General features: G+C 72.4%; 19 protein-coding genes. 12 read left to right on the top strand and 7 right to left on the bottom strand.

Annotated features, from left to right (window positions below; all coding sequences use genetic code 11):
• Positions 1-40: 40 nt before the first annotated feature.
• Genes tatB through serS form a run of 4 tightly spaced genes read left to right on the top strand, consistent with a single transcriptional unit; the run spans position 41 to position 3,184 of the window.
• Positions 41-613: a Sec-independent protein translocase protein TatB gene (gene tatB, locus ACLF3M_RS08130; RefSeq protein WP_430656388.1), complete on the top strand. Its 573-nt coding sequence runs from the start codon at positions 41-43 to the stop codon at positions 611-613.
• 18 nt (positions 614-631) lie between these two features.
• Complete coding sequence (tatC, locus tag ACLF3M_RS08135; protein WP_430656389.1) at positions 632-1,426, top strand: twin-arginine translocase subunit TatC; 795 nt, start codon at positions 632-634, stop codon at positions 1,424-1,426.
• Positions 1,413-1,856, top strand: a complete 444-nt coding sequence (locus tag ACLF3M_RS08140) for a hypothetical protein (RefSeq protein ID WP_430656390.1) — start codon at positions 1,413-1,415, stop codon at positions 1,854-1,856. Before tatC ends, ACLF3M_RS08140 begins: the two co-directional genes overlap by 14 nt.
• 50 nt (positions 1,857-1,906) lie before the next feature.
• Complete coding sequence (gene serS, locus ACLF3M_RS08145) at positions 1,907-3,184, top strand: serine--tRNA ligase (RefSeq protein WP_430656391.1); 1,278 nt, start codon at positions 1,907-1,909, stop codon at positions 3,182-3,184.
• A 57-nt stretch (positions 3,185-3,241) separates the two neighbouring features.
• On the opposite strand, the gene ACLF3M_RS08150 is transcribed toward serS, so the two are convergent.
• Together ACLF3M_RS08150 and ACLF3M_RS08155 are read right to left on the bottom strand one after the other, a co-directional pair.
• Positions 3,242-3,487 (bottom strand): hypothetical protein, encoded by a 246-nt coding sequence (locus ACLF3M_RS08150; protein ID WP_430656392.1) that lies wholly within the window; start codon positions 3,485-3,487, stop codon positions 3,242-3,244.
• Positions 3,488-3,628: 141 nt separating this feature from the next.
• Positions 3,629-4,435: an ATP-binding protein gene (locus ACLF3M_RS08155; RefSeq protein WP_430656458.1), complete on the bottom strand. Its 807-nt coding sequence runs from the start codon at positions 4,433-4,435 to the stop codon at positions 3,629-3,631.
• A gap of 153 nt (positions 4,436-4,588) precedes the next feature.
• On the opposite strand from ACLF3M_RS08155, the gene yajC reads away from it, so the two are divergent.
• Positions 4,589-4,945: a preprotein translocase subunit YajC gene (yajC, locus tag ACLF3M_RS08160; protein ID WP_430656393.1), complete on the top strand. Its 357-nt coding sequence runs from the start codon at positions 4,589-4,591 to the stop codon at positions 4,943-4,945.
• Positions 4,946-5,026: 81 nt separating this feature from the next.
• Here yajC and ACLF3M_RS08165 read toward each other — a convergent pair whose 3' ends face one another.
• Entirely contained in the window at positions 5,027-5,668 is a 642-nt protein-coding gene (locus ACLF3M_RS08165) for a superoxide dismutase (RefSeq protein WP_430656395.1), read from the bottom strand.
• A 108-nt stretch (positions 5,669-5,776) separates the two neighbouring features.
• Here ACLF3M_RS08165 and ACLF3M_RS08170 point away from each other — a divergent pair, with 108 nt between their 5' ends.
• Positions 5,777-6,589 (top strand): squalene/phytoene synthase family protein, encoded by an 813-nt coding sequence (locus ACLF3M_RS08170; protein ID WP_430656396.1) that lies wholly within the window; start codon positions 5,777-5,779, stop codon positions 6,587-6,589.
• A 63-nt stretch (positions 6,590-6,652) separates the two neighbouring features.
• On the opposite strand, the gene ACLF3M_RS08175 is transcribed toward ACLF3M_RS08170, so the two are convergent.
• Positions 6,653-7,342: a response regulator transcription factor gene (locus ACLF3M_RS08175; RefSeq protein WP_430656397.1), complete on the bottom strand. Its 690-nt coding sequence runs from the start codon at positions 7,340-7,342 to the stop codon at positions 6,653-6,655.
• Between the two features lie 98 nt (positions 7,343-7,440).
• Here ACLF3M_RS08175 and ACLF3M_RS08180 point away from each other — a divergent pair, with 98 nt between their 5' ends.
• Positions 7,441-8,871 (top strand): sensor histidine kinase, encoded by a 1,431-nt coding sequence (locus ACLF3M_RS08180; protein ID WP_430656398.1) that lies wholly within the window; start codon positions 7,441-7,443, stop codon positions 8,869-8,871.
• A gap of 30 nt (positions 8,872-8,901) precedes the next feature.
• Here ACLF3M_RS08180 and ACLF3M_RS08185 read toward each other — a convergent pair whose 3' ends face one another.
• Positions 8,902-10,206 carry an efflux RND transporter periplasmic adaptor subunit gene (locus ACLF3M_RS08185; RefSeq protein WP_430656399.1) on the bottom strand — a complete coding sequence of 435 codons (1,305 nt, stop codon included), beginning with the start codon at positions 10,204-10,206 and terminating at the stop codon, positions 8,902-8,904.
• 260 nt (positions 10,207-10,466) lie between these two features.
• On the opposite strand from ACLF3M_RS08185, the gene ACLF3M_RS08190 reads away from it, so the two are divergent.
• The gene (locus ACLF3M_RS08190) at positions 10,467-13,595 is read left to right on the top strand and encodes an efflux RND transporter permease subunit (protein WP_430656400.1); all 3,129 of its coding nucleotides are present in this window, start codon (positions 10,467-10,469) and stop codon (positions 13,593-13,595) included.
• 11 nt (positions 13,596-13,606) lie between these two features.
• A complete protein-coding gene (locus ACLF3M_RS08195; protein ID WP_430656401.1) occupies positions 13,607-15,028 on the top strand; it encodes a TolC family protein in 1,422 nt (473 codons plus the stop codon).
• Between the two features lie 7 nt (positions 15,029-15,035).
• On the opposite strand, the gene ACLF3M_RS08200 is transcribed toward ACLF3M_RS08195, so the two are convergent.
• Both ACLF3M_RS08200 and ACLF3M_RS08205 read right to left on the bottom strand, forming a co-directional pair.
• Positions 15,036-16,118, bottom strand: coding sequence for a glycosyltransferase family 29 protein (locus ACLF3M_RS08200; RefSeq protein WP_430656402.1), 1,083 nt, complete (start codon positions 16,116-16,118; stop codon positions 15,036-15,038).
• On the bottom strand, positions 16,115-16,849 hold the full coding sequence (locus ACLF3M_RS08205) for a cytidylyltransferase domain-containing protein (protein WP_430656403.1): 735 nt from the start codon (positions 16,847-16,849) through the stop codon (positions 16,115-16,117). The genes ACLF3M_RS08200 and ACLF3M_RS08205 overlap by 4 nt, the downstream gene beginning before the upstream one ends.
• A 150-nt stretch (positions 16,850-16,999) precedes the next feature.
• On the opposite strand from ACLF3M_RS08205, the gene ACLF3M_RS08210 reads away from it, so the two are divergent.
• The 3 genes from ACLF3M_RS08210 to ACLF3M_RS08220 all read left to right on the top strand — a co-directional run bounded on the left by ACLF3M_RS08210 (position 17,000) and on the right by ACLF3M_RS08220 (position 19,654).
• On the top strand, positions 17,000-17,818 hold the full coding sequence (locus tag ACLF3M_RS08210; RefSeq protein ID WP_430656404.1) for a methyltransferase domain-containing protein: 819 nt from the start codon (positions 17,000-17,002) through the stop codon (positions 17,816-17,818).
• Positions 17,819-18,119: 301 nt separating this feature from the next.
• A complete protein-coding gene (locus tag ACLF3M_RS08215; protein WP_430656405.1) occupies positions 18,120-18,866 on the top strand; it encodes a molybdate ABC transporter substrate-binding protein in 747 nt (248 codons plus the stop codon).
• A complete protein-coding gene (locus ACLF3M_RS08220; RefSeq protein ID WP_430656406.1) occupies positions 18,863-19,654 on the top strand; it encodes a hypothetical protein in 792 nt (263 codons plus the stop codon). Before ACLF3M_RS08215 ends, ACLF3M_RS08220 begins: the two co-directional genes overlap by 4 nt.
• The last annotated feature ends 7 nt before the right edge of the window (positions 19,655-19,661 follow it).

Consider the following 19,661-nt stretch of genomic DNA (forward strand, 5'->3'; position numbering starts at 1 on the left):
GGATCGGCCCGCCGCGCATGCAGGCGGGGCAAGGGGAACGATGCTCGGTCTCGACTGGACGGAACTCGCGCTGATCGCGGTAGTCGCGGTGGTCGTCATCGGCCCCAAGGACCTGCCGGATGCCGTGCGCGGGGTCGCCAAGGGCATCCAGAAGCTCCGCCGCATGGCCGGCGAGCTGCAGACCCAGCTCGACGAGGTCGTACGCGAGGCCAAGCTCGAAGACGTGCGCAGCCAGATCAACGAGATCCGCAACTTCGACTTCCGCTCCGTCGTGGAGAAGGAGATCGACAAGGACGGATCGCTGCGGAAGACCTTCACCGAGGACCCGATCGGCAACCCGCTGCGCGACGCCTTCACCCAGCAGGCGCCGGCGCATGGCGCCGAGGTGACGCCACCACCCCAGCCCGGGACGGCATCCGACCCGGAACCGCCGCCGCCGCCCGAAGCCCCCGCCTTCGTGCCGCCCGCGGTCGCCAGCGCCGCGGCGCCTGTCGCCGCGCCGAGTGCCGAGCCGGTTGCCGTGCCCAGCGCGCCGCCCGCCACGCCCGCCGCCGCGCCGGCCCCCGCGACGGTCCCCGGGCCGACCGCGCCCGCCGGCTCCAACGCGGCCTGAGATCCGGAAGACCGCACCGTGGCGCGTGACGAGACCGATACGATCGACGACAAGCCGATGCCGTTGATCGACCACCTGATGGAGCTGCGCCAGCGGCTTCTGTGGTCGATCGGGGCGTTCATCATCGCCTTCGTCATCTGCTACTACTTCTCGAAGCAGATCTACGGCTTCCTGGCGCAGCCGCTGGCCGACATCCTGGCGCACCAGGGCGGCGGCGACCGGCGGATGATCTTCACCGCGCTCTACGAGGCCTTCTTCACCTACCTCAAGGTCGCCTTCTTCGGCGCGGTGTTCTTCAGCTTTCCGATGTGGGCGACGCAGCTCTGGCTGTTCATCGCGCCCGGCCTCTACAAGAGCGAGAAGAGGGCGATCACGCCCTTCCTCGTCGCCTCGCCCTTCCTGTTCGTCGCCGGCGCGGCGCTGGCCTACTACTTCATCTTCCCGCTGGCCTGGAAGTTCTTCATCAGCTTCGAGACGCCGTCCGATGGCGGCTTCATCCCGATCCAGCTCGAGGCGAAGGTCAGCGAATACCTGTCGCTGGTCATGCACATGATCCTGGCCTTCGGCATCGCCTTCCAGTTGCCGGTGCTGCTGACGCTGCTGGCGCGGGTCGGAATCGTGCAGGTGGAGACGCTGAAGAAGGGCAGGCGCTACGCCGTGGTCATCATGTTCATCGTCGCCGCCGTCATCACGCCGCCCGACATCATCAGCCAGATCGGCCTCGCGATCCCGCTGATGCTGCTCTACGAGATTTCGATCATCGCCGCGACGCTCATGCTGCGCGGGCAGAAGAAGGACGATGGGTCGTCATGACGCCGAGGCCGGGCTTTCGCCTCAAGAGAATGCCGTGACGGGCGGGCCGGGGCTGCGAGAGGAACAGGCCGGCTTCGGCGGCGTCGTCCGCGATGAGGACATGTACGACGTGACGAACCTCTCGACGCGCCGCACAGGACTTCGCGGAGTGGTCTATTGCTCGACGGCGCAGGGGCAGCACGGGCCGCGCGTCAAATGGTATCCGGGCCGCCCGGGGCGCGAGACTCCCTGCCTGGTCGTGACGCTGGAGAGCCCGCCGCGGACCATCAACCAGGGCCTTCCGCCCCGCGTCGCGAGGGACGCCGAGCACGCGACCATCGCCTGGGTCGAGCTGAACCGCGACGCGCTGCTCGGCTACTGGAACGACGGGCTGGGCTGGACCGAGGAGGAGCACGATGCCTTCCTTGACGGCCTTCGGAAGCTCCCCTAGCCCGGTCAGTACGCCGCGGCGCGCGGCAACGCTGCAACGGGTTCTCGATCATGCATGACATCCGTGCGCTGCGGGCCGATCCCGCGGCCTTCGACGCCGCGCTGGCGCGGCGTGGCCTGCCGCCGACAGCAGAAGAACTGCTGAAGATCGACACTGCGCTCCGGAAGGCGACCACGGAACTTCAGGCAGGTCTTGCTCGCAAGAACGCGCTGTCGAAGGCGATTGGCGCGGCTATGCGCGCTGGAAACAAGCAGGAAGCTGAACGGCTGAAGGCCGAAGCCGAAGCGATCGTCTATTGGGAAGGGCATATGAGCCCGGAATCGCTCGACGTGCTCTTGCGCAGCCAACTCGAAGAACTGCCCAACCGCCTGGATCCCGACGTGCCCGACGGCGCCGACGAAAGCGCCAATGTCGTCCTGCATGTCCATGGCGAGCCCCGCCAGCTCAACTTCCCGCCGAAGCAGCATTTCGAGATCGGCGAGGCGCTGGGGCTGATGGATTTCGCCACGGCGTCGAAGCTCGCCGGCGCGCGCTTCACCGTGCTGAAGGGCGCGCTCGCCAGGCTCGAGCGCGCGCTGGGGCAGTGGATGATCAACCTCCACACCGAGGAGCACGGCTACACGGAGGCGACCGTCCCCTACCTCGTGAACGACGCCACGATGTACGGCACGGGGCAGCTGCCGAAATTCGCCGACGACCTCTTCCGCACGACCGACGGCCGCTGGCTGATCCCGACCGCGGAGGTGCCGCTGACCAACTTCGTCCGCGGCGAGATCCTCGACCCCGCGGCGCTGCCGATCAGGCTCACCTCGCTGACGCCCTGCTTCCGGTCGGAAGCGGGTGCCGCCGGGCGCGACACGCGGGGGATGCTGCGCCAGCACCAGTTCCTGAAGGTCGAGCTCGTCTCGATCGTGGCGCCGGACCAATCGGCCGAGGAGCATGAGCGCATGACGGCCTGCGCGGAGCGCGTGCTGACGGCGCTGGGGCTGACCTGGCGGCGGATCGTGCTGTCGGCCGGCGATACCGGCTTCGGCGCGGCGAAGACCTACGACCTCGAGGTCTGGCTGCCGGGCCAGCAGGCTTGGCGCGAGATCTCCTCCTGCTCCAACTGCCGGGACTTCCAGGCGCGGCGGATGGAGGCACGCTTCCGGCCGACCGGCGGGAAGGGCACGGAGTTCCTGCATACGCTGAACGGGTCGGGCGTGGCGGTCGGCCGCGCGCTGATCGCGCTGCTGGAGACGCACCAGCAGGCCGATGGCTCGGTCGCGATCCCGGAGGTGCTGCGGCCCTTCATGGGTGGGCTCGAGGCGATCCGCCCGGCGGGCTGAACGGCGCGAAGGCGGGTTTGAACCGGAAGGGGCGCCTCGCGGCGCCCCTTCGTCGTCTCAGCCGGATTCGCCGGCGATCTCCGCCGAGCCGATATCCACCTGGCGCGGGCGGCTGTGCTCGTCGAGCCAGATCATGATGTAGGAGGAGAAGCTGATCAGGACGAACCCCACGATACCCTGGCCGATATAGAAGGCCGCGATTCCCGCGAGGCCGCTGATCGCGATGGCCGGCCAGGGCCGTGCGAAGGCCGCGCGGAAGACGACCGCCAGCGGCGAGAGGATCAGCCCGAAGATTGCGTTCATGGAGTTCCTTCCTCGGCCCGGGGCGCGCCTGGCTGGCGCACGCCGCGCAGGCGGCCACACTCCGGGGTGGAACCTTACGGCTGGCTTACGGATCGCCGGCCTGGGCTCAAGTTCATCGCCTCGCCACCCCAGACGCCGCCGTCAGGCCGCGATCCCGACGCCGAGCCGCCCGGCCAGGTCCTGGATGAACTGCCAGGCGACGCGCCCCGAGCGCCCGCCGCGGGTGACCGACCACTCGACGGCGGCGGCGTGCAGCTCCTCCGGCCCGATCGGCAGGCCGAAGGTCGCGGCATAGCCCTCGATCATCGCGAAGAACGTGTCCTGGTCGCAGTTGTGGAAACCGATCCAGAGCCCGAAGCGGTCGGACAGGCTGACCTTCTCCTCGACTGATTCGCCGGGACTGATGGCGGTGCTGCGCTCGTTCTCGATCATGTCGCGCGGCATCAGGTGGCGGCGGTTCGAGGTGGCGTAGAACAGCACATTGGCCGGCCGCCCCTCGATGCCGCCGTCGAGCACCGACTTCAGCGCCTTGTAGTCCGCATCCTCCTTCTCGAAGGACAGGTCGTCGCAGAAGACCAGGCAGCGCCGGGTTTCCTCGCGGAGGATGTTGAGGAGGTCCGGGAGGGTGCGGATGTCCTCGCGGTGGATCTCGATCAGCGCGAGGGAGCCCGGCGCCGCCGCGTTGGCCGCAGCATGCGCGGCCTTCACGAGCGACGACTTGCCCATGCCCCGCGCGCCCCAGAGCATCGCGTTGTTGGCTGGAAGCCCGCGTGCGAAGCGGAGCGTGTTGTCCAGCAGGATCTGCTTCTGCCGCTCCACCCCCTTCAGCAGGACGATGTCCACCGCCGAGACGCGCCGCACCGGCGCCAGGCGCGGCGTGGGCAGGGGATGCCAGACGAAGGCGTCCGCCGCGCCCATGTCGGGGCGCGCGGGCAGCGGCGGGGCCATGCGCTCCAGGGCTTCCGCGATGCGGGCGAGCAGGGCGGTGTCGGGTCTGTCGGACAAGGCAGGAGATCCGGGGCGGGTTGACGCGAGGGGGGCGGAAGCTAGGTTGCGGCCCCGTTCCCCGCAATCCCGACAGAGACGGACGCCGGACCGCCCATGTGGATCTCCCCCGCCTACGCCCAGGATGCCGCTGGCGGCACCGCTTCGGTGATCATGCAGCTGTTGCCGCTGATCCTGATCTTCGCGGTCTTCTACTTCCTGCTGATCCGCCCCCAGCAGAAGAAGATGAAGGAGCACCGCGAGATGCTCGCCAAGCTCAAGCGCAACGACAAGGTCGTCACCGGCGGCGGGATCGTCGGCACGATCGCCAAGGTGCGCGACGACAGCGACGAGATCGAGGTCGAGATCGCGCCGAACGTGCGCATCACCGTCCTGCGCGGCACGATCAGCAGCGTGGTGCAGCCGCCGGGCGCGGCCAATGATTCGAAGCCGGCCGACGCGGCGAAGGCCTGACCTGCGGCCGCCCGGAACGCCGGCATGGAAAAGGGCGCCGGGTTGCCCCGGCGCCCTTCCTGCTCCGCCGCAGCGAAGGCTTCAGGCGCTCTGGCCGCTCGTCAGGCCGCCCTTGGCCATGAGATCGGCCACGACGTCCCAGTTGACCAGCTTGTCCAGGAAGTTCTGCAGGTAGTTCGGGCGGACGTTGCGGAAATCCAGGTAGTAGGCGTGCTCCCACACGTCCACGCCGAGGATCGGCTTGCCCTCGCCGGTCGAGATCGGGTTGGCGCCGTTCGGCGTCTTGGTGATCTTCAGCTTGCCGTCGCTGCCGAGCACCAGCCAGGCCCAGCCCGAGCCGAACTGTGTCACGCCGGCCTGCTTGAAGTCCTCCTTGAACTTGGCGAGGCCGCCGAGGTCGCTGTCGATCTTCGACTGCAGCGCGGCGGGGACGCTCTCGCCATGCGCGCCGCCCGGCGCCATCACCTGCCAGAACAGGATATGGTTGTAGTGCTGGCCGGCCTGGTTCAGCACGGGCGCACCTTCCGCACCCGCCTTTCCTGCTTCGGCGCAGATCTGCTCGAGCGACTTGCCCGAAAGGCCCTTGCTCTCGATCAGGCCGTTCAGCGCCGTGACATACGCATTGTGGTGCTTGCCGTGATGGAGCTCCAGCGTCTCCTGGCACATGCCGTTGGCGGCAAGGGCGGAAGTCGCATAGGGCAGGGGTGGCAGGGTGAAGGGCATGGGTCTCTCCCGATGGCACGGATCGCCGCCGGCTGACCTAGGCGTGGAGGGGTGGGGCGTCAACCGCGTCGCATTCTGTCCCCCGCGCCGCCCCGCTATAGGGACGCCATGGCAGAGACCCCCGCGCTGGCCGGCTTCGTGCGCGCCCATGACCCCGACCGCTTCCTCTGCCTGCTCTTCGCGCCGGCGGCGGGGCGGGATGCGCTGCTGGCGCTGACCGCCTTCAACCACGAGCTCGCCCGCGCACGGGAAGCCGCGACGCTGCCCATCGCCGCGCTGATTCGCCTGCAATGGTGGCGCGAGGCGGTCGAGGAAGCCGCTGCCGGCAAGCCCGCCCGCCGGCACGAGGTTGCGGGCCCGCTGCACGCCGCGGTCGCGGCCGGCGCGCTCGACCCAGCGCTGCTGCTGGCGATGGTGGAGGCGCGGGAGATCGAGGCCGAGGAAGGCGCAATCGCCACCGAACAGGATTTCGTGACCTGGCTGCGCGGCACGGCGGGCGGCTGGTCGGCCGCCGCCGGGGCGGCGCTCGGCGCGACGGAGGCGCAGAGGGAGATCCTGCGCGCGCTCGGCGCGGCCTACGGGCTGGCCGGCGTGCTGCGCGCCATGCCCGCGCAGGCGAGGCGCGGCCGCTGCCTGCTGCCGCGCGACCGCCTGGCGCGCCAGGGCCTGACGGCCGAGCAGGCGGTCGCCGCGCCCGAGGCGCCGCCGCTGCGCGCCCTCGTCGCGGAGATGGCAGCGGAAGGCGCGGTCGCGCTGGCCGGGGCGGATCGCGGCCTGCCGACGGCGCTGGTCGCCGCGGCGCTCCCCGCGGTGCTGGCCCGGCGCGACCTGGCCCGGCTTGCGGCCGGCGGGATGCCGGAGGGCCGCGGGATCGCCGACCGCCTGGCGGTGACGCTGGCCGGCCTGCTGGGCAGGGCCTAGGGCCCGGCGATTCACGCTCTTCGTATGCCCGCCTGCGGCGTGCACACTCAGGGCGATCGCGGGCTAACCCGCTTCGCCGCCATCCGCGCCCGCGGCGAGGCGGTAGCCCACGCCGCGCACGGTCTGCACCACCACGCCGCTGCCCGCCGCGGAAAGCCGGGCGCGCAGGCGATGCACGCAGACCTCCACCGCATTGGGCTGCAGAGCGCGGTCGAGCCCGGCGAGCCGGTTCTCCAGCGTCTGCTTCGCGACCGGCCGCGGCGCGGCGCGGATCAGCGCCTCGAGCAGGCTGCGCTCGCGCGGCGGCGGGTCGAAGGGGGCGCCGGAGACCGTGAGGCCGCGGGTCAGCGGGTCGAAGGACAGCGCGCCGAGCCCGATCGGCGCCACGCCGCGCGGCCCGCGCCGCTGCGCGGCATTCAGGCGGGAGATCAGCTCGGCCAGCGAGACCGGCTTCACGATGTAGTCGTCGGCGCCGAGGTCGAGGCCCTGGCAGACTTCTTCCACCGTGCCGCGGGCGGTCATCACCAGCACCGGCGGCGCGCCGGGCCGGTTCCGCAGGCCGCGCACGAGGTCGAGCCCGTCGCCGTCGGGCAGGCCGCGGTCCAGCACGACCGCGTCGTAGTCGCCGGTGGCCACCGCAGCTTCCGCTTCCTCCAGCGTGCCGACGGCCTCGGCCTGCCAACCCGCGCGCCGGAGGCCTTCCGCCAGCAGCGCGGCCAGGCGATCGCTGTCCTCGACCAGCAGAACCCGCATCGTTGCCTTTTCCGAAGCGCCCGCGATGCTAGCGTGCGACGGCGGGATCGCGCCATCCCGCGTGCACAAGCCCGCCGCCTCTGGTCTAGACTGCCGGCATGCGCGGATACGCCGAACCGAAGAAGCCGAGCCTGCTGCAGCAGCTCGCGGCCATCCACCTCTTCGTCGGGCTGATCGGGCTCGTCGTGGGGGGCATCGTCCTGCACCGGACGCTCAACACCGTGGTGTGGGACCAGCATCGCCGCGCCGTGATCGAGGCCGGCCAGGCCATCATCCAGCGGCTCCGCACCGAGGGGGTGGAGGGGCTGCGCCGGCCCCTGCCGGCCGAGCCCGCCCGCCGCTTCGACGCGGCCACCGGCTCGATGCGTTATGCCGTGATCGACGAGACGGGGCGGGTCCTCGCGGTCTCGCCGGGGGCGGAGTCGCTCTTTCCGCGGCTGGAGTCCGGCCACATCCCCGACGCCTTCCAGGAAGGCGCCGACGGCTCCCGGCTGTGGGGGGTGACGGAGCCGGTGGCGACGCCGCGCGGGCACCTGCTGCTGCAGATCGGGCAGGACATGGACCGCGGCTATGTCGTGCTGGACGACGTGGCGCCCGCCGCGGTCGGGCCGATCCTGCTGGTGCTGGCCCTCGGCGGGCTGGTGCTGTTCGGCGCCAATGCGCTGCTGCTGACGCTGGCGATGCGCCCGCTGCGGCGCGCGGCGGAGGAGGCGACGCAGATCGGCCGCGGCGGGCGCCAGCGCCTGAGCGCCGAGCACCTGCCGCCGGAGGTCGAGCCGCTGATCGCCGCGGTGAATGCCGGGCTCGACCGGCTGGACGAGGCGCTGGTCTGGCACCGCGCCTTCTCCGAGGAGGTCGCGCATGAGCTGCGCACGCCGCTCGCGATCGTGCAGGTGGAACTCGACCTGCTCGATCCCGGCCCCGCGCGGGACCGGCTGCGGCGCGACATCGAGGGCCTGGCGCAGCTCGTGACGGACCTGCTCGAGGCCGCGGAGGCGTCGCGGGACGCGGCAATCGAGGCCGGCGTGTTCGACTTGGCCGCGCTGGCGCGGGAGACCGCGGAGCGGCTCGGCGGCATGGCGGAGCGCGAGGGGCATGTGGTGGTCCCGCCGCCGCCAGGTCCGCCGCAGCTCGTGCGCGGGAACCGCGACGCGATCGGCCGCGCGATCCGCAACCTCGTGGAGAATGCGCTGTCGCATTCGCCGCCCGGAGCGCCGGTCGAGGTGCTGCTGCCCGAGGCGCCGGAGGGCGAGGTGCGGGTCGCGGTCGCGGACCACGGGCCGGGCGTGCCGAAGGCGGAACGGGACAAGGTCTTCCGCCGCCACTGGCGCGCCGGCGACACGCACCGGCGCGGCTTAGGCCTCGGCCTGTCCATCGTGGAGCGGATCGTGCGCGCGCATGGCGGGCGGGTGCAGGTCGGCGACACCCCCGGCGGCGGGGCGCTCTTCGTGATCGGATTGCCCAGGGCGCAGCGAGAGACGGCGGAGGAGCCGGCGCGCGGCGCGCTCGCGCAGCCCCAGCCGGCCTGACCGCCAGTCGCCCGCGGCGACCTGGCCGGTTCAGTCGCCGGAGGCGACGCGGTCGATGAAGAGGGCGCCGCCGCTCACGATGCGGGCGTCGGCGGGCAGGCCCTCCGTGATCTGCACGAGATTGCCCTCCCGCAGGCCGGTGCGCACGCTGCGCAGCACGAAGCGGTCGTCATCCAGCGCCTGCCAGACCGCGGCCTGCGGCCCGCGATAGATCAGCGCGCCGGCGGGCACGGCGACGCTCTCCTGGTTCTCGCCCACCGCGATCCGGAAGGCCGCGAACATCTCGGGCTTCAGCACCCCGTCGGGATCGGCGACCGCGGCGCGCACGGCCAGCCGGCGCGTCGTGGCGTCGAGCGCGTTCGCGACATGCTCGATCCGTGCGGGGAACAGCCGGCCGGGCAGTGCATCCACGGTGACCTGCACCGACTGGCCGACGCGCACCATCGGCGCATCGAGCTCGCGCACCGCCGCAACGAGCCAGACGTCGGAGAGGTCGGCGATGGTGAAGACGGGATCGGCGCCGCCGGCGTTCAGCCACTGGCCCGGGCCGATGCGGCGCTGCACGACGGTGCCTGGCAGCGGCGCGCGGACCTCGATCACGGCGTTGACGCGGCGCGTGCGCTCGATCTCGGCGACGGCGGCGGCGTCGCGGCCTAGCACGCGCAGACGGTCGCGCGCGGCGGCGAGCGAGGCTTCGGCGGTGCGCTGGTCGGCCAGCGCATTGGCCAGGTCGGCCTCGGCCTGCTCCACGTCGCGGCGCGCCGCGGCGCGGACGGCGAAGAGTTCCTTCTGGCGCGTTTCGTTGCGGCGCGTGAGCTCGACCTGGTTGCGCGCCTTGGCCTGCGCGTCGAGTGCCGCGAGCAGGTCGTTGGTGGCGGCCGTCAGGTCCGTCGTCTCGATCTCGAACAGCACGTCGCCGGCCTGCACGGCCTGGCCGGGCTGGGCGGCGACGCGCACGACGCGCCCGTTGTAGGGCGGGTAGACCGGGGTGGAACGGTCCTCGTTGTAGGCGATGCGGCCTTCGGCCAGGCGCTCCGGGCGGAAGGCGCGCCGGGTGACGGGCTCGATCCGCAGCATGCGGGTCTCGTTCGCGTTCAGGCGGAAACTTCCGTCGGCGAGACGTCCCGCATTGGACGCGGCGGCGGCGGGGGCGACCACGGCAGGGGCGTCCAGCATCTCGAGCTTCCAGGCCGCGCCGCCGGCCGCGGCGGCGAGCGCCAGCGCGCCGAGCACCATGAACCGCCGACGCGAACGGAGCGGCGCCGGGGGCGCATCCGCCGTCGTCATCGGGGCGACCTCGGCGAGTGGCGCCTCGGTCTTCGGAGCCAGATGCATCGTGTCTCGACCCTTGGTGTTCGGCGGGGATTCCATCGCATTCCCGTGGCGCCGCCGGGGCGCATCCGTGGCACGGGCGCCGCCGTTGCCATGCTTGTGCCGCACGGCGCTTACGGATTGCTTACGCGCCGGGCGGGCGGCGCGCCGGCGCCAACTTACATCGCCCTTACGCCGCGATTGCGGCCTTGCCGGGCCGGCACGGCGCAGGGTTCTACTCCGCCCGCGTCGGGTAGCTCCGACATCGCAGGAGTTGTCTCGGCTTGCGCCACGTCGTCGCCTTCTCGCTGGAGCGCCGCCCGCTCGTCCTGCTGCTCTTCGCGGTCTTCCTCGTCGTCGGCGCCGCCGGGTTCCGCGCGCTCAACATCGAGGCGTATCCCGATCCCGTGCCACCCACGGTCGTGATCATCACGCAGAATCCCGGCCAGAACGCCGAGGAGATCGAGCGCACCATCACGATCCCGATCGAGGTCGCGATGTCAGGGCTGCCAAACCTGACGACGGTGCGCTCCACCTCGCTCTTCGGCCTGTCCGACGTGCGCGTGCAGTTCAACTTCAACTACACCTATGACGAGGCGGTGCAGCAGGTGCTGAACCGGCTGGGACAGCTGTCGGGGCTGCCGGAGGGCGCGCAGCCCGGGATCTCGCCGGCCTCGCCGATCGGCGAGATCATGCGCTACCGCCTGGTCGGGCCGCCGGGCTTCCCGCTGGAGGACCTCAAGACCCTGCAGGACTGGGTGCTGGACCGGCGCTTCAAGCGCGTACCCGGCGTGATCGACGTGACCACCTTCGGCGGGCTGTCGAAGACCTATTCGGTCGAGGTGGACCTCGGCCGGCTGCGCGCCTACGGGCTCGACCTGCCCCAGGTCATCGAGCAGATCCGCCGGAACTCCGTCAATGTCGGCGCGGGAACGATGAACCTCGGCCCGCAATCCGTGGTGGTGCAGGGGGTGGGGCTGATCCGCTCGCTGGATGATCTGCGCGCGGTGGTGCTGGGCAGCCAGGGCGGCGTGCCGGTGCTGCTGTCGGACGTCGCGACGGTGCAGACGGGCAACTTGCCTCGGCTCGGCATCGCGGGGCACGAGGGCGATGACGACGTGGTGCTCGGGACCGTGCTGATGCGCCGCGGCCAGCAGACCCTGCCGACCATCCACGGCGTGCAGGAGGCGGTTGCCGAGATCAACGGCGGGGGCGTGCTGCCGCCCGGCGTGCGCCTGGTGCCGCTCTATGACCGGGAGGACCTGGTCTCGACCACGACGAAGAAGGTGGTGAGGAACATCATTGAGGGCGTGCTGCTGATCCTGGTGATCCAGTGGCTTTTCCTAGGGGATTTCCGCGGCGCGCTGGTGATCGCCGCGACCATCCCCTTCGCCTTCTTCTTCGCGGTGCTGATGATGCTGGCCCGCGGCGAGAGCGCGAACCTGCTGTCGGTGGGTGCGCTGGATTTCGGCCTGCTGGTGGATGCGACCGTCATCATGGTCGAGAACATCTTCCGCCACCTCGGCCTGGCGCGGAAGGCGCGCGGCGGGCCGCATCCCGTGGTGCAGACCGTGCTGCGCGCCGCAAGCGAGGTGGCGCCCGCCATCTTCTTCTCCGCGCTCATAATCCTCGCCGCCTTCATCCCGCTCTTCACGATGGGCGGGATCGAGGGGCGGATCTTCGGCCCGATGGCCAAGACCTATGCCTATGCCATCGCCGGCGCGCTGATCGCGACCTTCACCATCACGCCCGCGCTGTCGGCGACGCTGTTCAGGGCCGACACCGAGGAACGCGACACGCTGATCATGCGCGTGATCCGCCGCGGCTTCGACGCGATCTTCGCCGCCGGCATGCGCCGGAAGCTCGTCACGCTGGGGCTGGCGGGGTTGATGGTGGTGGGCTCCATGGGCGTGCTGACGCGGCTCGGCGCGGAGTTCCTGCCGACGCTCGAGGAAGGCTCGATCTGGCTGCGCGCGACGATGCCGGCCACCATCTCGCTCGAGGAAGGCAACCCGGTCGCGAACCGCATCCGCCGCACGCTGATGGAATTCCCCGAGGTCGTCACCGTGACGTCTCAGCAGGGGCGGCCGGACGACGGCACGGACAGCGCGGGCTTCTTCAACGCGGAGTTCTTCGTCCCGCTTCGCCCGCAGGAGGAATGGCGGACCGCGGCCGACCGCGACGGGCTGGTCGCGGCGGTCAACGCCAGGCTGTCGCGCGACTTCCCGGGGGTGGAGTTCTCCTTTTCCCAGACGATCTCCGACAACGTCCAGGAAGCGGCGTCGGGCGTGAAGGGCGCGAATGCGGTGAAGGTGATCGGGCCCGATCCTGCCGTCGCGTCCCGCGTCGCCAACGCCATCGCGCGGGAGCTTGCGCGGACGCCGGGCGTCGCCGATCTCGGCGTGCTGCTCTCGGTCGGGCAGCAGACGCTGTCCGTCACCGTGGACCGCGCGCGGGCGGCGCGGCAGGGGCTCGCGGTCGGCGAGGTCAACGCCGCGCTCGCCGCCGCCGTGGGCGGGCAGGAGGCCGGGCGCTTCTACGAGCCAGGCGGCGACCGCAACTTCCCGATCGTGGTGCGCCTGTCCGAACGCTACCGCGACGGCATCGAGGCGATCGGGCGCATCCCGGTCGGCAGCAACGCGACGCTGGCCGATGTCGCGGCGATCGAGCTGCTGTCGGGGCCGTCCTACATCTACCGCGAGAACTCGTCGCGCTACGTCCCCGTGCGCTTCTCCGTCCGCGAGCGCGACCCCGCGAGCACGGTGACCGAGGCGCAGGAGCGCGTCGCCCGCAACGTTCGCCTGCCCGAAGGCTACCGGCTGGAATGGGTGGGCGAGTTCCGCAACCTGCAGATGGCGGTCGCCAGGCTGACGGTCGTCGTGCCGGTCGCGCTCGCGGTCATCGCGGTGCTGCTCTACATCGCCTTCGGGCGGCTGACGCAGACGCTGATGGTCTTCGCGATGCTGCCGCTGTCCATCTCGGGCGGCGTGCTGGCGCTGGCGGGGGCGGGGCTCAATTTCTCGGTGCCGGCCGCGATCGGCTTCCTCGCGCTGCTCGGCATTACGGTGATGGAGGCGATCATCTTCCTGACGCATTTCCAGCACCTGCTCGACCACGAGGGGCTGAGCTGGAACCGGTCACTGTTCCAGACCGGCACGGACCGGCTGCGGCCGGTGATGATGACCTGCTTCGCGTCCTTCTGCGGACTGCTGCCGATGGCGCTGGCGCATGGGATCGGCGCGGACGTGACGAAGCCGCTGGCGATCGTCGTGGTGGGCGGCATCGGCCTGGTGCCGGTCTTCATCCTGGTGGTGCTGCCCGCGGCGGTGGACCTGGTGATGCGCCCGCGCCGCGGCGGCGACGAATTCTCCGCCGCGCCACAGGGCGGCCCAGCGCCGCGCGGCGCCGCATAGCAGGGACGAGCATGCCGAGCCTCCGCCTGGCCCTTCCGCTGGCCTTCATCGTCGCGGTCTCGCCGGCCGCCTTCGCGCAGGACGCGCCCGCGCTGCCGGTCCCCGCCGTCGCCGCGCCGCTGCCGCTGTCCGCTTCGGCGCTCAGCCTGCCGGAGGCCGAGGCGCGGCTGATGGAGCGCAACCTCGCCCTGCTCGCCGCGCGGCGCGGCGTGGATTTCGCCCGCGCGCAGGTCGTGATCGCCGACACCATCCCGCCGCCCACGATCGGCTACAACCAGGTGATCGGGCAGTGGTCGGAACAGTCGCGCGGCAACGGCCAGTACGGCGCGCGCGGCGTCTCGCCGCTGAACAACGCCCAGGCCACCTTCTCGATGCTTATCGAGCTCGGCGGCAAGCGGGAGCTGCGGACCCGCGCGGCGCGGGAAGGCGTCTCGGCGGCGGAGGCGCAGCTGCTGGACGCCCTGCGGGGCGAGGTCTTCCAGCTCCGCCAGGCCTTCATCAACGGGCTGGCGGCGCGCGCCAACCTGCAGGTCGCGCTGGCCAACCGCAACGCGCTGAACGAGGCGGAGGCGCTGCTGCGCCGCCAGGTCGCCGAGGGCCAGATACCGGAGGCCGACCTGCTGCGCTTCCAGGCGAGCCGGCTGCCCTTCGAGCAGGACCTCGCGAACGCCGCGCAGGCCTATGTCGCGGCGGCGGCGCAGGTCGCGGTGCAGCTCGGCACGGATGCGCTGCGGATGCGCGCGCCGCCCGCCGGGCGCGATCCCGTCGCCGCGGTACTGGCGCCGCTGCCCTTCGACCTGCGCGGACGGCTCGACGGTCCGGCGCCCGCCCCACCCGCGCGCGAGGCGCTGGCCGGGGCGGTGGCGAACCGGCCCGACGTGCAGGCCGCCGCGCGGCTCGCCGCCCAGGCCTCGGCCAACACCGCGCTGGCGGAGGCCGGGCGGTGGCGCGACGTGACGCTGAACGGCAGCCTCGGCCGGACGGAGCTGAGCCAGGACCTGCCGAGCGGGACGCGGTCGGCCTTCGCGTCGAACCAGGTCGGCGTCGGGGTGTCCGTGCCGATCTTCACGCGCCGCCTGGCCGAGGGGAACGTCGCCGCCGCACAGGCGCAGCGCGGCCAGGCGGAGGCGCAGGCGCAGCTCGTCCTGACCCAGGCCCAGGCCGATGTCGCGATCGCCTGGGCCAGCTACCAGCAGGCGCGCGACCTGCTGGCGCTGACGACGGCGCAGGCGCTGCGCCGGGCGGAGGAAGCCTATCGCTCGACCGAAGCGGCCTATCGCGCGGGCGGGCGCACGCTGCTGGATGTACTGGATGCGCTGCGCACGCTGAACGCGACGCGCGTCGCAGCGAACCAGGCGCGGGCGCAGCTGCTGCTGTCGCTCGCGACGCTGGAGCAGGCGAGCGGCGTGGCAGGCATCCTGCCGCGCCCCTGAGCCCGCGTCAGGCCGCGCGCGCGATCGCCGGGAACAGCGCGGGCAGCGCCTGGCCGGCGAACCAGCGTTCGAACGCGACCTCGTGCATCGGCGCGGCGACGGTCCTGTCGAAGTAGTGCCCGGCGCCGCCCGGCGCGAAGAAGTCGAAGCCGTAGAGCGTCACGCGCCGCCCCAGCACCAGCGCCGCGAGCACCGTCGCGAAGAGGCCCGTCGTCGGCGTGTCGTAGGTCAGCAGCGCCACCAGCCGCTCCAGCGCGGGTGGCAGGCGCGGCGGATCGGCCGGCTTCTCCTGCCGCGGCATGCCGCGGATGCCGAAGGCCGGGACGGCGGCGAAGCCCGGCTCCCGCGCCTGGAGCCCGGCCAGGATGGGGCGCTTCGTCTCGTGGAACAGCATGAGGTCGGTGCGCCGGCCCGTATCGGCCTCGTGCCCGCTCAGCACGGGGTAGTTCAGCCGGACGACCAGATCATGCCCGTCGATCTCGCCCCCGGCGCCGCGGCCGAGCAGCACCGGGCCGTTGCCGACAATGGCGACGCGGCCGGCTTCCGCCAGGCGCCGGATCGGGGCGGGCAGGCCGGCCTCGGCGATCGGGGCGAGGAACCGCGCGATCACGCCGCACAGCGACGCGGCATCCGCCTCGCCCCGTCGCGCGAAGCGGCGCAGGCTGCGCAGCATGGCATGCGCCGGGGCGGGCTGGCCGGGCAGGGCGAGTTCCCAGTGCCGCCGCGTCTCGGCCGAAGGCGCCAGCAGTTCCGCGCGCAGCAGCATGCGCAGCCAGGCCGGGCGCGGCTCGCCCGGCGCGTCGAGCGTATCGAGCAGCAGGGCGCGCAGCGCGTCCCATTCCTCCAGCCGGTTGTGCAGCCGCGCCAGCGCCAGCGCGGCCTCGGCGCGGCTGCCGGGGTCGTGCAGCAGCCGCGTCGCAGCGCGCCGCAGCGTCTCGGGCTCGCTCACGATCAGCATCTGCGCGAGGTGCCAGCCGAAGCGCCTGGGGTAGTCGCGCAGCCCCTCCAGGTGGTTCGCCAGCGTCTCCCAGCGGGGCCTCGGCGCGGCGTCCTCCAGCGCGGCGCGGAGATCGCCGATGGTGCGGATCATGCGGGGTCGAGGTGGATGTGCCGCGCGACGACACCGGGGCGCGGCCGGCTTTCGATCAGCGCCTTGATGATCTCGAAGCCGTCGCGGTCATCCACGTCGAGGCCGGTGATGCGGGGCAGCACGATCGGATGGATTCTCTGTCCCATGAAGAGCGCGCCGCGGTCCCGCCAGCCCTGGTGGCGGAAGACCTCGAGGTTGAAGGGTTGGAAGACGCGGGGGAATTCCGACCGCCGCATCTTCGACCGCCTGGGATCCCAGATCGGCAGCAGCGGCTCGAGCCAGCCCTCCGCGTTGATCACGTGCAACCGCGCATCGGCTTCCGAGACGATGCGGACGGAATCGACCTCCGGCCGGTCGCGCAGCACGGCCAGCGCCTGTTCCACCGCGGCGACGTCGCGGAAGGGGCAGGTCGGCTTCAGCCAGACCCAGACATCGGGCATCGGGATGCCGAGCGGCGGCAGCGTGGCCTCGAGGTCGGCCAGGATGTCCTCCTCCATCGCGGTGTCGCCGCTGGCCTTGGCGCCGCGCAGCGCCGGCGCCTCGGCGCCATGGGCGCGACCGATCGCGGCATAGGCCTCGCTGTCGGTGGAGAGGATGGTGCGCTCCACCGGCAGCCTGGCCGCGAAGGCCGCGGAATAGGCCAGCAGAGGATGGCCCGCGATGGGCAGGATGTTCTTGTCGGGCAGGCCTTTCGACCCGGAGCGGGCCGGGATCAGGGCATAGGCGCGCATGGCGGTCTCCATCGTCCCCGGCTTGCGCGGGGGTGCCTCGACGCCGAGCTTAGGCCCGACGCCGGGCCGCGTCAGCGCGGCGGCAGGCCGTTGCGTTTGCGCTTGACGCCAGCCCTGCGCGCGGAGCGTGATGCGGGCGGAGGGCGCGCCATGGCAATGCTCTACGGCCCCAATGCCAGCAGCGCCTGGCGCCAGGTGGACAGCGATCCCTCGGCGGCGACCCGCTACCTCGAGCGTGCCGGCGCGGAGATCGCCGACAAGAAGGCGCAGGTCACAGCGCTGCTGCGCCTCGCCCCGGGTCAGGTCGCGCTGGAATGCGGCTGCGGGCTTGGCCGCGACACCGAGGCGATGGCCCGCGCCGTGGTCCCGGGCGGGCGCGCGATCGGCATCGACCTCAGCGCAAAGCTCGTCGCCGAGGCGGCCGCGCGCACCGCGGGGCTTGGCCTGCCGCTGTCCTTCCAGGCCGGCAGCGTCATGGCGCTGCCCTTCGCCGACGCGAGCTTCGACGCCGTGCGCATCGAGCGGACGTTGCAGCACCTGCCGGACCCCATGGGCGCGCTGGCCGAGATCCGCCGCGTCCTGCGCTTCGGCGGCCGGATCGCGGCACTCGAGCCGGATTGGGAGACGATGGCCCTGCCCGGCGATCCCGCCGAGGTCACCCGCGCCTGCGTTGCGCAGAAGGCGCTGCGGCGCATCGCGCAGGCGCGGATCGGGCGCGAATTGCCATGGCTGCTCCACCGCAGCGGCTTCCGCGGGATCGAGCCCGTCATCGGCGCGCCGCTCATCATGCGCGACCTCGACACTGCCGACTTCATTCTGAGCCTGCGGATCACCCTGGCAGAGGCGGTCGAGGCCGGGCTGACCACCGCGCAGGCCGCGGATGCGTGGTGGGCCGACCTCCTCGCCCGCGACGCCGCCGGCGTCTTCGTCGCCACTCTGTCCGGCATGATCGTGGCCGCCACCGCCTGAGCCACGCGGCGCCGTTCGCGCTCGGGCGACGATGGCGCTGCTCTCTTCGCGCAACGCCGCTGTCCCACCCGCGGGGCCGCCGGGCCCTGCGCGCGGAACCCGAAGCGGCTCGCGAGCCTCGCCTGGACCTGGAAGCCTCGCCGGACCTGGCGACCGAGGCCGGGCACACCTTGCCCGTCGCCCGCGGGTTCTGGCAATGAAAGGGCATGAACGGCAACCGCGACACCGGCACCTGCGAGGATGCGACGCGGTGCATCAATGGCGGGCTGAACGGCCTGGCCGGCCGGTCGCTCGGCATCGCATGACGCTCTCCCGCCGTCTCATCCTCGCGGCGTCACTGCTGCCGGCGGCAGCCCGCGCGGAGGCGCCGGCGATCTTCGCGGCGGGAGCGGTGAAGCATGCCGTGGAGGAACTGCGGGACAGCCTGCAGGCCGCCGGCCGGCCGGTGCCGGACGCCGCCTACGACACGGTCGGCGCGCTGCGCGACCGGATCCTGGCGGGCGAGCGGCCGGCCGTGACGCTGCTCTCGGCCGAGGCGATCGCCGCTATCGCGGCGCGCGGCCTGGCGCCGGCGGACGGCATCGCCGATGTCGGGCGGACCGGCGTCGGGCTCGGCGCGCCGGCGGGGCGGCCGGCGCCCGACATCTCCTCCGTCGAGCGGTTCCGCGCGGCGCTGCTGGCCGCGGACAGCATCGCCTATGCCGATCCCGCGCGCGGCGCGACGGCGGGGCGGCATGTGCAGGCCGTGCTGGAGCGGCTCGGCCTGCCGGAGGTGCTGCGGCCGAAGCTGCGCCTGGTGCCCTTCGGCGTGGAGGGCATCAACCTGGTCTCTCGCGGCGAGGTCGCGCTCGCCTTCAGCCAGGCGACCGAGATCATCGACCGGCCCGGCGTGCAGATGGTGGGGCTGCTGCCGGACGAGCTGCAGCTCTGGACCGTCTATCGCGCCGCCATCATCCGCGACGGGGAGGAGGCGCGGCAGCTGCTCGCGCTCTTCACCGGGGATGCGGCAAAGGCGGCCTTCGCCAGGATCGGGTTCCGGCCGGCATGAACGCGATCCTGGCAGCCTTCCCGCGCCGGCCGCTGGCGCTGAAGCCGGCGCGCGGCGCCTGGCGCGGCTGGCTCGCGCTGCTCCTCGGCCTGGTGCTGTTCGGCGGCTTCCTGGCGATGCTGGCGATCGACGTGCTGCCCGGCATCCGCGACGACTTCGCGATCCGCGACGCCGCGAGGCCGGCGGTGGGCGCCCGCATCACGGAGGGGCGCTGCCGGTCGCGGCTGTTCCTGTTCCAGAGCTGCGAGCTGACGCTGAGCTTCCGCGGCAAGGAAAGGGTGTGGAACCGCAAGCTCTCCTACCTCTTCGTCGAGCCGCACATGGGCAACTGGTCGGCGGTGCCGATGGCCGATCCGGCGCGGCCGGAGCTGGTCAGCACCGATATCGGGCTCGACCGGCTGTGGAACCGCGTCGCGACGCTGGCGGGATCGGGCGTTGTCGGGCTGCTGCTGATCGGCGGCCTCGCGCTTGCCGTGCGGAAGCAGGGCGGTGCCGGGAAGGCGCTGAAAGCGCTGTCGGGGCGGATGCTGGTGCCGGTGCCGGTGCTCTTCGAAGGCTGGGGCGAGGGGCCGAGCTGGAAGGTGCTGGACGAGCATGGCGCCCGCCATGAATGGCCGGCGGCACGCGGCAGCAAGCCCTTCATCCTCGATCCGCAGCGCGGCCTGGTGCTGGCGCTGCGCGATCCCGCGGGCGGGCCTGCCTACCCGCTCGACGAGAAGCTGCGCCTGGTGGTGCTGACGCCGGAGGAACGCGCCGCGGTGCTGGCCGCCGCCGCGGCGCGGGGCTGAGGCGCCC

Source organism: Falsiroseomonas sp. HW251, from assembly GCF_050563545.1.
Classification (GTDB): domain Bacteria; phylum Pseudomonadota; class Alphaproteobacteria; order Acetobacterales; family Acetobacteraceae; genus Falsiroseomonas.

Excerpts from the sequence above, each read along its gene's own strand:
- ACLF3M_RS08210 (WP_430656404.1), top strand. The coding sequence starts at position 17,000 with ATGGCAATGCTCTACGGCCCCAATGCCAGCAGCGCCTGGCGCCAGGTG.
- yajC (WP_430656393.1), top strand. The coding sequence starts at position 4,589 with ATGTGGATCTCCCCCGCCTACGCCCAGGATGCCGCTGGCGGCACCGCT.
- ACLF3M_RS08215 (WP_430656405.1), top strand. The coding sequence starts at position 18,120 with ATGACGCTCTCCCGCCGTCTCATCCTCGCGGCGTCACTGCTGCCGGCG.
- ACLF3M_RS08195 (WP_430656401.1), top strand. The coding sequence starts at position 13,607 with ATGCCGAGCCTCCGCCTGGCCCTTCCGCTGGCCTTCATCGTCGCGGTC.
- ACLF3M_RS08200 (WP_430656402.1), bottom strand. The coding sequence starts at position 16,118 with ATGATCCGCACCATCGGCGATCTCCGCGCCGCGCTGGAGGACGCCGCG.
- serS (WP_430656391.1), top strand. The coding sequence starts at position 1,907 with ATGCATGACATCCGTGCGCTGCGGGCCGATCCCGCGGCCTTCGACGCC.
- ACLF3M_RS08205 (WP_430656403.1), bottom strand. The coding sequence starts at position 16,849 with ATGCGCGCCTATGCCCTGATCCCGGCCCGCTCCGGGTCGAAAGGCCTG.
- ACLF3M_RS08220 (WP_430656406.1), top strand. The coding sequence starts at position 18,863 with ATGAACGCGATCCTGGCAGCCTTCCCGCGCCGGCCGCTGGCGCTGAAG.
- ACLF3M_RS08185 (WP_430656399.1), bottom strand. The coding sequence starts at position 10,206 with ATGCATCTGGCTCCGAAGACCGAGGCGCCACTCGCCGAGGTCGCCCCG.
- ACLF3M_RS08155 (WP_430656458.1), bottom strand. The coding sequence starts at position 4,435 with ATGGCCCCGCCGCTGCCCGCGCGCCCCGACATGGGCGCGGCGGACGCC.
- ACLF3M_RS08140 (WP_430656390.1), top strand. The coding sequence starts at position 1,413 with ATGGGTCGTCATGACGCCGAGGCCGGGCTTTCGCCTCAAGAGAATGCC.
- ACLF3M_RS08170 (WP_430656396.1), top strand. The coding sequence starts at position 5,777 with ATGGCAGAGACCCCCGCGCTGGCCGGCTTCGTGCGCGCCCATGACCCC.
- tatB (WP_430656388.1), top strand. The coding sequence starts at position 41 with ATGCTCGGTCTCGACTGGACGGAACTCGCGCTGATCGCGGTAGTCGCG.
- ACLF3M_RS08175 (WP_430656397.1), bottom strand. The coding sequence starts at position 7,342 with ATGCGGGTTCTGCTGGTCGAGGACAGCGATCGCCTGGCCGCGCTGCTG.
- ACLF3M_RS08150 (WP_430656392.1), bottom strand. The coding sequence starts at position 3,487 with ATGAACGCAATCTTCGGGCTGATCCTCTCGCCGCTGGCGGTCGTCTTC.
- ACLF3M_RS08165 (WP_430656395.1), bottom strand. The coding sequence starts at position 5,668 with ATGCCCTTCACCCTGCCACCCCTGCCCTATGCGACTTCCGCCCTTGCC.
- ACLF3M_RS08180 (WP_430656398.1), top strand. The coding sequence starts at position 7,441 with ATGCGCGGATACGCCGAACCGAAGAAGCCGAGCCTGCTGCAGCAGCTC.